The sequence below is a fragment of the Pseudomonas sp. NPDC087690 genome, from assembly GCF_044743175.1.
In the GTDB taxonomy this organism is placed as follows: Bacteria; Pseudomonadota; Gammaproteobacteria; order Pseudomonadales; family Pseudomonadaceae; genus Aquipseudomonas.
The window spans coordinates 17,340-32,757 of record NZ_JBIUVX010000016.1 but is presented as its reverse complement, the minus strand read 5'-3'; the positions used below and the strand labels follow the sequence as shown (position 1 = coordinate 32,757).

Genomic DNA, 15,418 nt, shown 5'->3' with positions numbered 1-15,418 from the left:
GCAGCGAGCGCCCCGGTTAGTTTCGCCGTCAACAGGCGGGCTACGGGCTCAGGTGTAAGCATAGTGTTAGCCGAAGCGCTGCGTGCGAATTTGTGCAATACGTATAAGTACCAATTCAATCATTACACCGCTGACCGTCACCACCGCTCCTTCCTCAGTTATGATTGTCTCAATGGGTTTCAAACAGGACGTCGTTGTTAACTATGTTCGAAATAACAGGGACCGACATCGCGAACTTGAGTGACGGAGATTTACGCACTCTCGTGGCGCGTTTAGCGTTATCAGAATTACGCGCACAAGGCTGCCCACTTTCGTCCGTGACCGCTGGTGGAAATCAAGATGCTGCGGACGGTGGACTCGACGTCCGTATCGAGTGCCCAGATACAATTGCAAAACCTGACTTCGTACCACGAGCGCTCACTGGTTTTCAGGTGAAAAAGCCCGACATGTCCGCCAGCGCAATTCGCAACGAGATGCGCCCAAAAGGCGTACTGCGACACGTGATCGGCGAGCTTGCTGCTGCATCCGGCGCCTACATTATAGTGAGCGCACAAGGGTCAGTCGCAGACAAGCCATTGGCGGATCGACGCAAGGCGATCCGCGAACAACTCCGTGATCTGGCCGATGCCCAAAACCTCCACACGGATTTTTACGATCGTGACCGGCTGGCCACTTGGGTAAACGAGTTTCCAGGGATCGTAGCTTGGGTTCGTTCACGGATCGGCATGAGCTTAGCTGGATGGAGCAGTATCGGAAATTGGGTCGGGACGACGGTGGCCGAGCCTAGTACATATCTTTTCGACGATAAAGCATGTCTAACGGATGAAAGGTCGCCAGAACGACCGCAGCTGACTATCGGCGAAGGGATTGCCAAGCTTCGCGTGGCATTACACGCTCCAGGACAATGCATTCGGTTGGTCGGTTTGTCGGGGCTCGGCAAGACGCGAATGGTACAGGCCCTTTTCGAGAGTCAAGTTGGGGTAGATCCATTAGACCCAAGCCTCGCGGTTTACACGGATTATTCGGTAGAGACTGATCCAACAGCTCGGGATATGGCGCGTCTACTCGTCATACGAGGCCAGCGTTCGATTCTCGTGGTAGATAATTGCAATCCAGCCACACACAGCGAACTCGCACGTATCTGTTCTGACAGCACAAGTTGCGTGAGTCTTCTAACTATCGAATACGATGTTGGCGAGGATGAACCTGAGCGGACCGAAGTATTCCGTCTGCAATCATCATCAACCGAGCTGGTTTCACAATGGCTTAAAAAGTCATTCCCCAATATTTCGCAGGTCGACCGAAGCACGATCGCCGATTTCAGCGACGGTAATTTTCGTGTTGCTCGGGCAATAGCCGACACACTAAGGAAAGGAGAAACCTTAGGTAAGCTTAAGAGTCGCGATTTGTTTGAGCGGATCTTCCAGCAACGCAACGCACACGATCAATCACTATTGTTTATGGCGGAGGAGCTCTCGCTTTTCTATTCGCTAAACGGTGAAGACACCTCGAGTGACGGCGAACTGGCAAAAATTGGAAGCATTCGCTCAGTCAGTTCAAATGACATGTTTACAGCGCTAGTCAGGTTAGGTCGTCGCGGAGTCGCCCAGTCGCGCGGCAGGTGGCGCGCAATATTACCCCATGCGATCGCCAACTCCTTGGCGACATCCGCGCTGGAAAGAATACCGCCGCAGGAATTTGATCGTTTTTGCACATCTCTGACGTCGCGGATGCAGAAGTCGCTTTCACGGAGGATAGGCTTCCTTCACGACAGCATCGAAGCCCAGTCAACGGTCGCTCGTTGGCTCCGCGTAGACGGCCCACTTGGAGATCTTTTCTCGTTGGGCAAGCAAGGTCTCGAGATCTTAACCAATATTGCCCCTGTCGCTCCTGATGCTGTGTTCGCGAAAATTGAGCGCGAATTGAATAGCGCCAAAGGCGAACCGGTACTGGAACCCAATTCTACAGATCGCTGGCAGTGGGTCCGTCTAATCAAGATGCTTGGTTACGATCCCCAATTATTCGAGCGCGCAGCTATGTTGCTTGCTCGTTTCGTAGCTATCGAGCCCGAAGGTAACAAGGGTAATTCTGCGAGAGATTTGTTTGCCGAGCTTTTTCATTTACTTTTATCAGGGACACAGGCATTTCCGGAGCAGCGATATGACGTCGTCCGGCAATTGGCAATGTCAATCGATCTAGAGCAGCGCCGCTGCGCATCAATCGCGCTCGATGCCCTGCTAAAAACAGGCCAATTCACTTCATCGAGCACCTTTGAATTCGGAGCCCGTCCTCGTGACTGGGGCTGGTGTCCGAAGGTCAATAAGGATGCTTGGGATTGGTATAAGGCCGCAATTGCGCTCGCAGTTGAGCTTTCAACAGCCATCGATGACGCTCCTAAAATCCTCGCACGCAGAGTTCGCGAAATTTGGGCCATTGATGCTTGTCATGAGGCGCTTGAAAGCGCCGCTGTAGCTTTAACGAAGGAAAAACCTTGGATTGAAGGTTGGCTTGGTTTTCGAGCTGCGCTTCGTTTCGAAGGTAAGGCTATGCGTCCTGACGTCAGGGTAAGGCTCGAGACAATCATTCAACGGTTGAAACCGTCCGATCTTCTGCATCAGGCACGCGCCATAGTGCTCAGTGGCGCCAATAGCGGCTGGGACATCGTTGATGGCGACCCAGATGACGACGATGTGATGAAACCGTGGCAAAAGGCTTCGCTGATGGCTCAGGAGGTAGGGCGCTTTTTGACGCAAGACTTTGAGACACGCAAGCAGTTTCTCCTTGAGTTAATACCTGCGTCGAATCAGCAACGCGCATTTGAATGTGGAGTCGGCCTTGCGGAAGGGGCGGCAGATTTATTGGAAATGTGGCGCGAAATAATTGCCGAATTCGCGAAAACCGACCCAAGTAAGCGAAATGCGACAGTGCTCGGTGGTTACATTTACCAAGCACATCAGCGGGATGCCACGCTCACATCGTCGGTGCTGGATTCCGCTATTGACGATCACGATCTTGCACCAAGCCTGCCCTATCTCCAGGCACGCGTTGGAATTGATAAAGCCGGTATCAATCGGCTGCGACTGGCAATTGGCAAGGGCGTACTTCGTGCAGTTGACTTCAACAGTATTGCCAATGGTGCTGTCTGTGACTCGCCGCCTGAGGAGCTAAGTGCGCTCCTTCTTGATATTGCGCAATTGGCAGATGGCGTGGAGATTGCGCTCGAAATGCTACATATGCACTTCTTGCGAGACATAGAGGCTGGTCAGCAATGGGATCGCTTACTGATAGAGACCGGTCGGAATCTTCTACGCCGCACTGATTTCAGCAAACAAAGGCAGCTCCGCGATTACGGTATGCACAAAGTAGTGAGCATTTGCTGCGCCGGCATTGAAGGTGCTGACACCGCACGCGACGTTTGTGATCACCTGAGCACCGCCATTAAGTCATATCAAACCTCTCCCTACGATGTGGACTATGTGCTCAAAGGGTTGTTCGAGACTCAGACCTTCATCGCGTTGGACGCGTTTCTACTCCATGGAGTGACGTCAGGAACAACCAATCTCTTTGAAATGCATTTTAGTTTTGATACTCCGATTGAAAAAATCGATCCGGCGCTCCTTCATCAGTGGGCAAACATGGATTCCACATTAAGGTATTCGCTGCTAGGTCAAGCCATTCCGATGTTCAAGCGTAAACACGGCGAAGAAAGTGATGACTTTGACCCGGTTTTCTTGGAGTTATTGGAGGCTGCTCCAGATAAACACGCCTTTCTCGGAGACTACTGGGCACGTTTGCACCCGCGAAGCTGGATGGGGTCTCTAGCCAATGTATTAATTCAGCGCCGGTCGCAGGTGCTCAGGTTTCAAGTAAGCCCACATGCAGAAGTGCGCCAATGGATTGATGGGTTGCTTCCTGACCTCGACCTTTGGATTGAGAAGGAACAGATCCGTGATCGAGATAAGGAAGAAAGTTTTGAGTAAATGGTTTCGCTCTATTTAGAAGCATTCAGTAAATTTTGGTGCGTTAAAGCGCACTCCTACTTATCGTTTAAAACGAGAGAAGTCATTGTGACCATCGACGAAATACCAAAAACGTACTGTGCGGAACCTCCCAGTGCAACGGAATGGGCAGCGCTCAGGGATACGTTCACCGGCCTCGGAAATAAGCTTTATAACGGGGACATAAAAAAGCAACTTCCGGAGCATTTCAAGGCACTGGAAAGAGAACTGGAGCGATGCTATTGCTCCTCCGCATTCATATCGTGCATCTCTCTCAGTTACTCTATTGTCGAAACATTCCTTTTTGCACTGACGAAGCCTGAGCGAGCAAAATTGAATGATCAGCTCGTATATGTCGAAGACGATGTAAAGTGGTTGAAGGCGCGTAGGAATGATTTATCCCACTTCGGGAGACCTTCCAACAACCTAATAAGAGTAACTACTTCAGATGAGCGTTCCAGTCTAGAGTCCGACGCGCGGAAGGCAATTGCACTCGTTTACCATGTGGGCAGAGTATTTTCTCGGCTGTAGTCTAAAAATTAATATAAATATGTGTTAAGCACGGCGCTTGCACCGCATCACTCACTCGTGGAGTGAAATGCGTCTGAGGATTTCCTGATAAAGAGCATTGATTGAAATTTCGACTCAACGGGTGCAGTGATTTTTTGGGTGGCGCTCATGACAATGCTGTATGAGCGCGATTATTCCGAAGAGTTAGCTGACCTGCGATTATTGATTGATTAGTAAAAGCTGCGAATCTGGCAGCTTTCGTCTATTTCCCAAGGTTGATACGTGTATGCACCTCATCAATGGGAAAGCCTGGGGGTGTGGGTTTGAACCCCTTAGATTCTTTCTGCAAGCCATAGCCTTTGCGCTGATGCGTCCTTAATGCTGTCAAGTCCAAACTCATTGTGAGAAAAGTCAAATTATCTCCTCCTTTGATCCTTAGAGGGTTCATTGTCTCTGACCTTGAGGGGCTTACAACTCTGGAGTCGCCGAAGCTCGAATCATTAACTTGTACCACATAACAATGCAGGTCCCGAGCCGCTGACTCAACAACGTTTGAGAAGTAGTTGACGTCGCGATTGAACTCAGACGCAATAATGAAGTCAACTTTGCCTTTGAATATGGACCGATCTTCAATTGAGGCTAGCTCAAAGCAGTTGTATATTGTAAAGCTTGCGCCTCGCCATCTGAAGAGATGATATGACTCCTTGCTGGTAGGGATTTTTAGTCCCTCATTGACTAGGATAAACTCTTCTTCCGGCGAGTAAAATCGTTTCAATCTACGGATAGGGATACAGGTCCAGTGTCCTGACACCGTCTGGTATGGTAGGGCTGCTAGAACTTGATTTAGAGCTTTTCCCCTAGAATCGATTTGATGCTCAAGCCCGCATACGACTCCAATCCTGTGCTTGCGAGCCCATGCCACTAACATGGATTCCCAGGCATGTGGAACACTTACTTCTGGAAATACCACGAGATCAATTTGACGGCCACCTTTGCTTCGGTAACTTGATAAGTCATTAAGTAGTTTATTAAAAGATTTAAGTCGATCGCGGCTAAGATTTGGGTGGCTAAGGAAGCTAGACTCGATATTTGTATTGAGAACAGGGATGTTTGCTAATGCAATTTGAATAGTGCTGTGTAAGTCAGCGTTTTCCGCTTCAATGACGATCGTTTCAAAATTTGTCACTTTGACTACTCCTCGGTGCTCGTGGGTGCGGACCAGCTAACGCCAGTAACAGGATGTCTATTGATGGCTTCAAAGATGCTAGATGCCTGCTCAAAAACTGTCTTTGTTCCACGAGGGAGAATGCCGCTATATACCAATAACATGCATTCGTCAAAGTTGACGAATCTAGGGGAGTGCTTAGTTTTACGTTGATCTATTTTTGCTGATATTTTTGTCGCGCGGTCACTTAAGGGGCCTTTGTAGGTTGTAAAGTTTAATAGAGGCCTACGAACAAAGTGATGCCGCAGTAGGTTCGCACTACGCAGCGACTCTGAGTGGACCTCGTCAACGAGTTCGGAAAGACCGACATCCTCTGCGCTGACTGCGTCGGCCATCGCTAATGAAAGTTCAAGGTGTATCCTAAGATCAGCTGTTAACTGTTTAGTAACTATCACGTCGTCGGTGCGTACTCGTGAAATTTCGGACTTTAGTTGTTTGCTGAAAATATTGAGGGTTACTCTGTCATGTGCGATGGCCAGCAGCGTGAGAACACGCTCCCACAAGTCAAAGAACTCGATTGCGCTGCGACCTTTAAAAAACTTCTGAAGGCCTCGGCTAATCTTTCTATCGGGTGGGTCGTCCGTCATTAAATAGAGAATGGTCTGCTTTGCCAAGTGCTTAGCAAGTTCATAGCGGTTCTCAGATACACTCTTAACACTTCTGAACTTGTTGGTTGAGCCCTCATAAAGTAATTCGTAGGCAACATCCTCCAAGGAGTTATCCGCTTCGTCGACTGGGAGAAGTAAGAAGTCGCTTCCGTTTTGTTCAAGTTTTTTTTGAAATTTTTCTAATCCAGCAATCGAGTGACGTGCGTCAAAGTATTGCAATATGCATTTGGATTGTTGCAGTAGGAGTCCTGGGCGTGCTGAGATCTCATAAGAGTTTTTTTCTGAGTTTCTGAGGATGTGCGGCTTGACTAGCAACTCCTCAATGAAGGCAGCTACCGGATTTTCATTGTTCTCAGATGGGTCAGATGGGAGGGGGACAACTAGCAGGATGTCATCAACATATCGGCCGTAATAGGCTGGGCGCACCTCTTTCATTATTGCAGAATCGAAACTCTGCAAATACCAGTTGGCGAGAACTAGGGACGAGCAAAGCCCGATGGGAAGTCCTACTACGTTGTCGTCAATGTCTGGATGCGTGCGCTGTAATATAGGCGAAATGCATTCGCGGTATGACTCGCCAATAGCTTGAATGCACAACAGTAGAGGGCTGGCTTTGTTGTTTCTGTTTAACAGTTCGCTGTCCATGGCTTCAATGGACTTATTGACCTCATCGAAGTCGATATTAATTCTGTAATAATACTCCTGTACGTCAAGGCCCAAGATTGCAACGTTACGACGCTCATCTACTAGTAGGCTCTTGGCTTTACGAATGCCAGTATCGCGCCACCGAGAATATTGTTCGTGGTACTTGGTGAACAGCGCTAGCGAATCGTCTTCCTCGTTGCTAAGGTTGCTCGATAGCCGTGATCCGCAGCAATCAACGTCTAGCGCCTCATCTAGAAGCCGCCCTTCCAGCATGATCCAAAGGACGGCGATGAGATGCAGCTCAATTGGCCCATCAAAGAAAAAATTAACCTTGTCTACGTCGATGGTTGGGGCGGTCGTCACGTTTGTGATAAATCGCCCTTTTTGGATTTGTGCATCCGGTAAGTCTTGTGAACCCTGTTTGAGTTTTTTTGGTACTAATCTGTAGCCAACGACTTTTAGCCATCGTTGAAACTTGAGAGAGGAGGATGGTTTGGTCGAGTTTGCCACCTCATATACGGATATCAGTTTTTTTTCAAAGTCTTTGCCGCACTCAAAGGCGGCAAGCTTGGCACGTAGCTTAAGGTCAGTCTTGTCAAAATAGACGAGACTTTTCAGCTTCCGATAGGCCAGTTCAACTTGTTCTTCAGTCACACGCATTTCATTGAGTCTCACTCAAAGCAGGGGCTGATACTTTAACTCGGCAACAATTGCCAGCTTTCACCAATATTCGACGTACTTAGGCACTTTCCTATGAGCAATAGAGCTGAATAGAAGACCTTCAAAATCAATAGTCCCCACGAGATGCTACAAGACTGGCCACCTCTTGTAGATTGCTGCCGCGACCTATACTAGTCGATCGCGATGTTTAGAAAAGCTGGGGCGATTCATTTCTAGATCCGGTTGCCCTTGGACAGGTTGCAAGGTTCACAGAGCAATTGCAGATTTCTGACGGTATTGCTGCCTCCATGGGAAAACGGGACTATATAGTCGAAACACAACAATTTTCGAGACTGACAATGTACGCAAGCTCCACCGTCTCGTTGCCAGACTTCGCGCTGCACGCCCTTGGGGATGGCCTCCCTGCGCGGGGCGACGGGCTTTGGTACAGGCATATTTTTCATATCGACGAGGATTAGAGCGCCTTCGACGTTAGCCCCGCTCGGGGCTGTGGGCCGATGTGTCGCCATCACTGAAGGCAAGGTGGTCTTGGCGGCAAATGCTTTGATATAAGCTAGAGCGTCATTGAGCTCGACGTCGGATCTCAATATCAACTTGAGCGCAGGAAGCCCTTTTTCCAAACCTTTGGACGCGTGGGTGCCGCTATGCCGCCCCGACTCGCCCGCATATTCCAGAGCGATTTCCGGTACTGATTGATCGTCGGGTGGATAAGGCAGCCAAACATACGCTGCGTCTTCGCGATTGGGTTGGTCAGTCTGAATAACGACTCCGAGTCCCGCAACATTGAAGGCGGTGACTTTCTCGGTGATTCGGTCCGGATTGCCAAACTCTTGATGAAAACGCTCAATAACCTGATCTTTGAACACTCAACATTTCCCTTTGCCAGCAAGCTTGATATTTGCTTCCAAGTAGTTCGTTCGCTGGTAGCGTTTTGAATTCTATGAAGCTTAGGCCAACACTTCGAGTGCTATTGGGAATTTTGTAGGCGTGATTCATCCAAATCACTTCTTTTTATCTTCCCTAGACACAATGACCGATAGCTTGGGTCGATTGAAGTCTGTCATTGCTATGGCGTGGGCCGCTCAAGCCGCCTACACGCAAAAGTCAGTGAGAATGCATTAGTGGTCAGGGTGAGGAGGGCTGACACAGACCGTTGTCTCACAGAAATCAAGGGGGGAGCAGAGGCTAACTAAGTATTTTGGTGTGGGTCAAAGTGTGGGTCAAAGATGGCGCTTCGTACCGAGCCCGCATTCTACGTGGCTTTCAGGCATTAAAAAGCCGGCTTGTGGCCGGCTTCTCGGGGACTGGCTTGGCCTATTTTTGGTAAGCCTTGCCAGCCTTCAAAACGTACATCCGGATCTGCGTCCGGCTGTGGGACTTGGTCAGACGTTGGTCTGCCGCGTCGGGCGCTCTCTGAGCCGCGGGGCGGGTCGATGCGCAAATGTGGGGCGCAGGATACTGAGTTTTGCTTGGGATTCCCAGCCTGAAGTGCGGGTTAGAGCGACTTCTGCGCCACAAATCCGGAATTTGTACCGTTTGTCCGGGCCTCTTCGCGAGCAGGCTCGCTCCCACAGGGTTCAGTGCAGACTCGAAAAAAACGCATCAGGTCAAAGAAACGGCACCACCGGCCGGCGCTTGCTCACCGTCGACCACCAGAACACCCAGCCCAATATATGAATCCTTTGCTCCTCGATCTGCGCTGGGCGGAACACTTCGTCCGGGTATTCGGCGCTGTTGTGGCTGCGCAGTCGCAAGCCGTTGCCGGGCATGCGGTGCAGGTATTTGATGCGCAGCATGCCGTCGTGTTCGATGGCGTAGATTTCGCCGTCGACGACCTGAGTCAGGCCGCGGTCGATGGCGACAATGGAGCCGTCTTCGATGCGCTCGGCCATGCTGTTGCCGATCATTTGCGCGCAGATGGCGTCTGAGTGTCTGACTTCCAATTGATCGAGCTGGGCGCGGAGCAGGCGGATGGATTGATCCGGGTCCTGAATGACATGGGTTTTGCCGGAGCCGTTGCTAAGCGGGGTTTCCTTGAAGAACACCAGGTCGATGTCGTTGGGGTCGATTACGGTGTAGACGCCGCAGATGGCGTGGGCGTCGAAGGTGTCGCCGTTGCTGGCGGGTGCATTAAGGCTTGGCGACTCTTTGCTGCCTTCACCGGTTTTCAGCCATTCGCTGTTGACGGACAGCAGGCGTGAGACTTCTTCCATGCGATACGCCGGGACGCCCCGGGTGTACCAGTTGTGGACATTTTGGGCTTCCGTGCCCCAGAACTTTGCGAAACCCGTGGTGGTGATGTTCGCTGCTTCCAGGAGTGCCTTGAATCTTGGACCGCTAGTGTTCTTTCTCATAAACACAGAGTCTACGGCCGTGCCAGAGCGGTTTGAATAAACCTGGCGTTCAAAAGCAGGGTGAATTTTGCGACGGGATGTAAGGCATTCTTGTAGGAAATTAAACAGGTTAAAACTGCGTCGTTCAGATTTTAAACGAGCCGTTTAACGTGCATGTTCTCGCGCACAAAAAACCCCGGATCAACCGGGGTTTTCTTCAAGCATCACGCGTAGCGCAGGTGCTTAGCCTTTGTAGGCGGCAACCGACTTGGTGATCGCTTCGCGGGCGGCGTCTGCACCGGCCCAGCCTTCGATCTTGACCCATTTGCCTTTTTCGAGATCTTTGTAGTTCGCGAAGAAGTGCTCGATCTGCTGGATCAGCAGTGGCGGCAGGTCAGTGTATTCCTTCACGTCGACGTACAGCTGGGACAGCTTGTCGTGTGGCACTGCGATGACTTTGGCATCGCCGCCGCCGTCGTCGGTCATGTTCAGGATACCGACCGGACGTGCGCGGATCACCGAGCCTGGCGCGACCGGGTAAGGGGTCACAACCAGCACGTCGAGGGGATCACCGTCGTCAGCCAGGGTGTTCGGGATGTAACCGTAGTTGGCCGGGTAGAACATTGGGGTGGCCATGAAACGGTCAACGAACAGGCAATCGCTGTCTTTGTCGATTTCGTATTTGATCGGCGCGTGGTTGGCCGGGATCTCGATCGCGACGTAGATGTCGTTCGGCAGGTCTTTGCCAGCCGGAATCTTGCTGTAGCTCATTGGGCGTTGCCCCCGTAGTTGACCAAAAACACTTGGCCGAATTGACCAAAAAGTGGCGGCGATTATAGGCATATTCTGCCGTCGACGCCATGTACCGAAAGTCGTGCAGAGCTTAGTCGTGCGCCTGATAGACCGGGTCTGTGGCCTGAAGTTGCCGCAATCGGCTCAACGGGTCCTGGCGGTAGAAAAGCTGCAACTGCGCATAGACCTGTGGATAAGCCTCGTGCAGCAGATCCGGGGCGCTGAAGAAATACTCGCTGGTGACCGCAAAGAATTCCGCCGGGTTCTCGGCAGCGTAGGGATCAATGGCGGTTTCGGCGTCGGGGTTGCGATCGAGCTGGCGGTTGAGGTCGTCGTAGGCCTGTTGCATGACCTCGGCCCAGTCGCTCACGCGCATGTCGGCATGCAGCGGCGGCAGGCCGTTGGCGTCGCCGTTGAGCATGTCGAGTTTGTGCGCCAGTTCGTGGATCACCAGGTTGTAGCCTTCCCAACCACCACTGGCCATGACGCCGGGCCAGGCGAGAATGATCGGGCCCTGTTGCCAGGCCTCGCCGCTGTGTTCGCCGTCCCACTCGTGCTCGACACCGCTGGCATCGCGGTGGCGCTGCGGGCTGAGGAAGTCATCGGGATAGAGGACGATTTCGTGGAAACCCTGATACCAGTTCAAATCACCGAGATTGAGCAGCGGCAATTGCGCCTGGGCTGCAAGCAACAGGCGTTGCTCCTGGTGCAGCTCGACGCCGGGCAGGGCGCTGAGGTGTTTTTCTTCGAGGAACAGCACGCAGGCTTCGCGCAGCCACTGGTCTTGCGCGGCAGTGATGCCGTCGAGAAAGCTCAGGTGATGGCGCACCCGTTGCCACATGTCGTCGGCAATCGGGTGTTTCGCCAGGATGCGCCGGCGACGCCAGGCGCTCAGCGACCACATTGCTTAGTGCGATTCGGCTTTGCTGCCGCCGAAACGGCCGCGAACCACGCCAAGGATCATTGGCACCAGCGATAGCAGAATGATTGCCACGACCAGCAACGACAGGTTTTTCTTGATGAACGGTACATTGCCGAAGAAGTAGCCCAGCGTCACCAGACCGCCAACCCAGAGGATGGTGCCGAGCACACTGAAGCCGAAAAAGCGTGGGTACGGCATCCGCGCCACACCGGCGACGAACGGCGCAAAGGTACGGATGATCGGCAGAAAGCGCGCCAGGGTCACGGTCTTGCCGCCGTGCTTGTCATAGAAATCGTGGGTTTTTTGCAGGTAGTCGCGACGGAAGATTTTCGAGTTGGGATTGCTGAACAGTTTTTCTCCCGCCGTTCGTCCGATCACGTAGTTGGTACTGTCTCCCATGATCGCTGCCAGCATCAGCAAACCGCCCAGTAGCACGGGGTCCATACCACCGCCCGCCGCCACGGCGCCGGCAATGAACAACAGCGAATCGCCAGGCAGGAACGGCATCACCACCAGACCGGTTTCACAGAAGATCACCAGAAACAGGATGGCGTAGATCCATGGCCCATAGTTGTTCACCAGCAAATCGAGGTACACGTCGAGATGCAGGATAAGGTCGAGCGGGTTGAAATCCATGGGGGCACCTGTTTGACGGCCGGACTCGGCAGGCCTGTGCGGATGACTTCGTGTAAGCCTACAAGCGGGTGTAGTTTTTCTTACAAGCCGGAAAGATCGGGATTATACGGTCTGAAGGATGAAAAGCGCGTTGGTTTTGTAGCGAGGGATGTCGAGGTGTGAACAATTGTCAGGGACGCGTTTTGCGTTTCTGAGGGAGCGGGCTCCCTCATCACAGGTTGTATCCGCGATCAGAGTTCGTCGCTGATCGGCAGCACATAGTTCTTGAACTCGGTGTCTTCCTTGAACCCGATGGATTCGTAGGTTTTCTGCGCCACTTCGTTGTTGCTGCTGGTGGAGACGCGCATGCGCACGGCTTGGGTTTCCTTGGCCATTTTCTTCGCAGTGCGGATCAGGTTGTCGGCGACCAGTTGGCGGCGCGCGTCTTCGGCGACATAGATGTCATTGAGGATCCACACGCGTTTGAGCGATAACGATGAAAAACTTGGGTAGAGCTGGCAGAAGCCCATCAGCTTCTTGTCGTCATCATCGGCCAGCGCCAGGTAAATCACCGATTCCTTGCGCCGCAGGCGTTTTTCGAGGAAGGCGCGGGAGGAGTCCGGATAAGGCAGGGAACCGTAGAACTCGCGATACTTGACGAACAACGGAGTCAACAAATCCAGATGTTCGAGGGTCGCTTGAATAATCCGCATGATAGGTCTCGTCTTCAAGTGGCTGTCTTCAACTGCTCTGACGGCGATGGGAAACCCGGGCGGCCGTGCATCGATCCTGCCTGAAACCGGCGCAGAAACGCAATGCGGAAACGGTTCAGGTTGAGGGCGGATCGAGTAGGAAATTGCCTTTCATGTCTACACCGGCGTCCGATTCCAGCGTCTGAACCTGTGCTTCGTCCTTGAGGTTGACCCCCGACAACTGTCGCCGACAGGCCTCACGCATCAGATACAACAAGCGATGTGCTGCCATGCCGTAGCTCAAGCCTTCGAGCCGCACGTTGGATATGCAATTGCGGTAGGCATCGGTCAGTCCGACTTTTGGATTGTAGGTGAAATATAAACCGAGGCTGTCCGGCGAGCTGAGGCCAGGACGCTCGCCGATCAGCATCACCAGCATTTTTGCGCCGAGCAACTGGCCGATTTCATCGCCGACCGCGACGCGGCCCTGTTCCACCAGCACGATGGGCGCGAGTGACCAGCCATCGCCGCCCATCTGTTCTTCCAGTCGCGTGATAAATGGCAAGGTATGCCGGTGAACCGCCAGCGCCGACAAGCCGTCAGCCACGACAATCGCCAGATCGACGCCGCCCGGATGCGCGGCCGCGTAATCACGCAAGTGCTGGGCCGAGTCATCGCTCAGTTTGCGCCCCAGATCCGGGCGTTGCAGATAGCTGTTGCGGTCCACGGCGGCGCTGTGCAGCAGCAGGCTCTCACGCCCGCGCTCAGTCAGTTGCGCGCTGAGCCCGGCGTGATCGAATGGCAAGTGCACAGCATCGCGCGCTTGGGCGTGGGCGAACTGGAAATCCAGTTGCGCGCTGGTCGGCAGGCTGGTGCCAGTGCGGCCCAGAGCGATGCGCGCGGGCGTCAGGCGGCGCAGTTCCAGCCAAGGGTTTTGTGGGTCCACGGGCGGTTTATCCATACGACTCATCCCAGTTGCGCCAGAGCCTGGCGGAAGGCCGGCGGCAAGTTGTTACCGAAGCGAACCTTGCCATCCGCTTGCGTGAAAATACCCATGTTCGCCAGCCATTGCTCGAACTCCGGCGCCGGTTTCAGGCCCAGGGTCTGGCGCGCGTAAAGCGCGTCGTGGAACGACGTGGTCTGGTAGTTGAGCATGATGTCGTCGGAGCCGGGGATGCCCATGATGAAGTTGATCCCGGCAACACCCAAGAGGGTCAGCAGGGTGTCCATGTCGTCCTGATCGGCTTCGGCGTGGTTGGTGTAGCAGATGTCGCAGCCCATCGGCACGCCGAGCAACTTGCCGCAAAAATGGTCTTCGAGGCCGGCGCGGATGATCTGCTTGCCGTTATAGAGGTATTCCGGGCCGATAAATCCTACGACGGTGTTGACCAGGAACGGTTTGAAATGTCGCGCCACGGCGTAGGCTCGGGTTTCGCAGGTCTGTTGGTCGACACCGTGGTGGGCGTTGGCCGACAGTGCACTGCCCTGACCGGTTTCGAAATACATCAGATTCTGCCCAAGCGTGCCGCGATTCAGGCTCAGGCCGGCGTCGTAGCCTTCCTGCAATACGTTGAGGTTGATGCCGAAACTGGCGTTGGCGGCTTCGGTGCCGGCAATCGACTGGAACACCAGGTCCAGCGGCACGCCACGATTGATCGCCTCGATGGAGGTGGTGACGTGCGTCAGCACGCAGGCCTGGGTCGGGATGTCGTAGCGCTGGATGATTGCGTCGAGCATCTCCAGCATGGCGCAGATCGAGGCGATGCTGTCGGTGGCCGGGTTGATGCCGATCATCGCGTCGCCATTGCCGTAGAGCAGGCCGTCGAGAATGCTTGCGGCAATGCCGGACGGCTCGTCGGTTGGATGATTGGGTTGCAGGCGCGTCGACAGGCGCCCGCGCAGGCCGAGGGTGCCGCGAAACTTCGTCACCACGCGAATCTTTTGCGCCACCAGCACCAGATCCTGCACGCGCATGATCTTCGACACGGCGGCGACCATTTCCGGGGTCAGGCCGGGGGCGAGGGCGCGCAGGCTGGTTTCGTCGGCGGCGTCGCTGAGCAGCCAGTCGCGGAAACCACCGACAGTGAGGTGGCTGACTACGGCAAAGGCTTGTTTATCGTGAGTGTCGATGATCAGCCGGGTGACCTCATCGGACTCGTAGGGAATCAGCGCTTCCTGCAGGAAGTGCGTGAGCGGGATGTCGGCCAGCGCCATTTGCGCAGCCACCCGCTCGCCGTCGTTGAGCGCCGCGACGCCGGCGAGGAAGTCGCCGGAGCGCGCCGGGCTGGCCTTGGCCATGACGTCCTTGAGGCTGTCGAAACGATAGGTCTGGGCGCCGACCGTGTGGGCGAAACTGGCCATACACAATTCTCCGTGACGGCGCAGACCGAGCCTGCG

11 protein-coding genes are annotated in these 15,418 nt (G+C 53.6%); 1 reads left to right on the top strand and 10 read right to left on the bottom strand.

What is annotated here, in order from left to right; genetic code table 11:
- Positions 1-203: 203 nt before the first annotated feature.
- Positions 204-3,980: a hypothetical protein gene (locus tag ACIPIZ_RS16800; RefSeq protein WP_401166164.1), complete on the top strand. Its 3,777-nt coding sequence runs from the start codon at positions 204-206 to the stop codon at positions 3,978-3,980.
- Between the two features lie 790 nt (positions 3,981-4,770).
- Here the strand turns inward: ACIPIZ_RS16800 and ACIPIZ_RS16795 are convergent.
- From ACIPIZ_RS16795 to ACIPIZ_RS16750, 10 genes are all read right to left on the bottom strand, one after another.
- On the bottom strand, positions 4,771-5,694 hold the full coding sequence (locus ACIPIZ_RS16795; protein WP_401166162.1) for a hypothetical protein: 924 nt from the start codon (positions 5,692-5,694) through the stop codon (positions 4,771-4,773).
- A 5-nt stretch (positions 5,695-5,699) separates the two neighbouring features.
- Positions 5,700-7,640 (bottom strand): RNA-directed DNA polymerase, encoded by a 1,941-nt coding sequence (locus tag ACIPIZ_RS16790; RefSeq protein WP_401166160.1) that lies wholly within the window; start codon positions 7,638-7,640, stop codon positions 5,700-5,702.
- Positions 7,641-7,879: 239 nt separating this feature from the next.
- The gene (locus ACIPIZ_RS16785; RefSeq protein WP_401166158.1) at positions 7,880-8,533 is read right to left on the bottom strand and encodes an HNH endonuclease; all 654 of its coding nucleotides are present in this window, start codon (positions 8,531-8,533) and stop codon (positions 7,880-7,882) included.
- A gap of 741 nt (positions 8,534-9,274) precedes the next feature.
- Positions 9,275-10,021 carry a helix-turn-helix transcriptional regulator gene (locus ACIPIZ_RS16780; RefSeq protein ID WP_064392169.1) on the bottom strand — a complete coding sequence of 249 codons (747 nt, stop codon included), beginning with the start codon at positions 10,019-10,021 and terminating at the stop codon, positions 9,275-9,277.
- Positions 10,022-10,243: 222 nt separating this feature from the next.
- Positions 10,244-10,771, bottom strand: a complete 528-nt coding sequence (ppa, locus tag ACIPIZ_RS16775; protein WP_003205933.1) for an inorganic diphosphatase — start codon at positions 10,769-10,771, stop codon at positions 10,244-10,246.
- Positions 10,772-10,883: 112 nt separating this feature from the next.
- On the bottom strand, positions 10,884-11,696 hold the full coding sequence (locus ACIPIZ_RS16770) for a zinc-dependent peptidase (RefSeq protein WP_064392168.1): 813 nt from the start codon (positions 11,694-11,696) through the stop codon (positions 10,884-10,886).
- 3 nt (positions 11,697-11,699) lie between these two features.
- The gene (locus ACIPIZ_RS16765; protein WP_064392166.1) at positions 11,700-12,350 is read right to left on the bottom strand and encodes a DedA family protein; all 651 of its coding nucleotides are present in this window, start codon (positions 12,348-12,350) and stop codon (positions 11,700-11,702) included.
- 230 nt (positions 12,351-12,580) lie between these two features.
- Complete coding sequence (locus tag ACIPIZ_RS16760; RefSeq protein ID WP_003228592.1) at positions 12,581-13,042, bottom strand: N-acetyltransferase; 462 nt, start codon at positions 13,040-13,042, stop codon at positions 12,581-12,583.
- 115 nt (positions 13,043-13,157) lie between these two features.
- The gene (gene eutC, locus ACIPIZ_RS16755; protein ID WP_401166156.1) at positions 13,158-13,991 is read right to left on the bottom strand and encodes an ethanolamine ammonia-lyase subunit EutC; all 834 of its coding nucleotides are present in this window, start codon (positions 13,989-13,991) and stop codon (positions 13,158-13,160) included.
- Entirely contained in the window at positions 13,988-15,382 is a 1,395-nt protein-coding gene (locus tag ACIPIZ_RS16750) for an ethanolamine ammonia-lyase subunit EutB (RefSeq protein ID WP_064392162.1), read from the bottom strand. Before ACIPIZ_RS16750 ends, eutC begins: the two co-directional genes overlap by 4 nt.
- Positions 15,383-15,418: the final 36 nt, after the last annotated feature.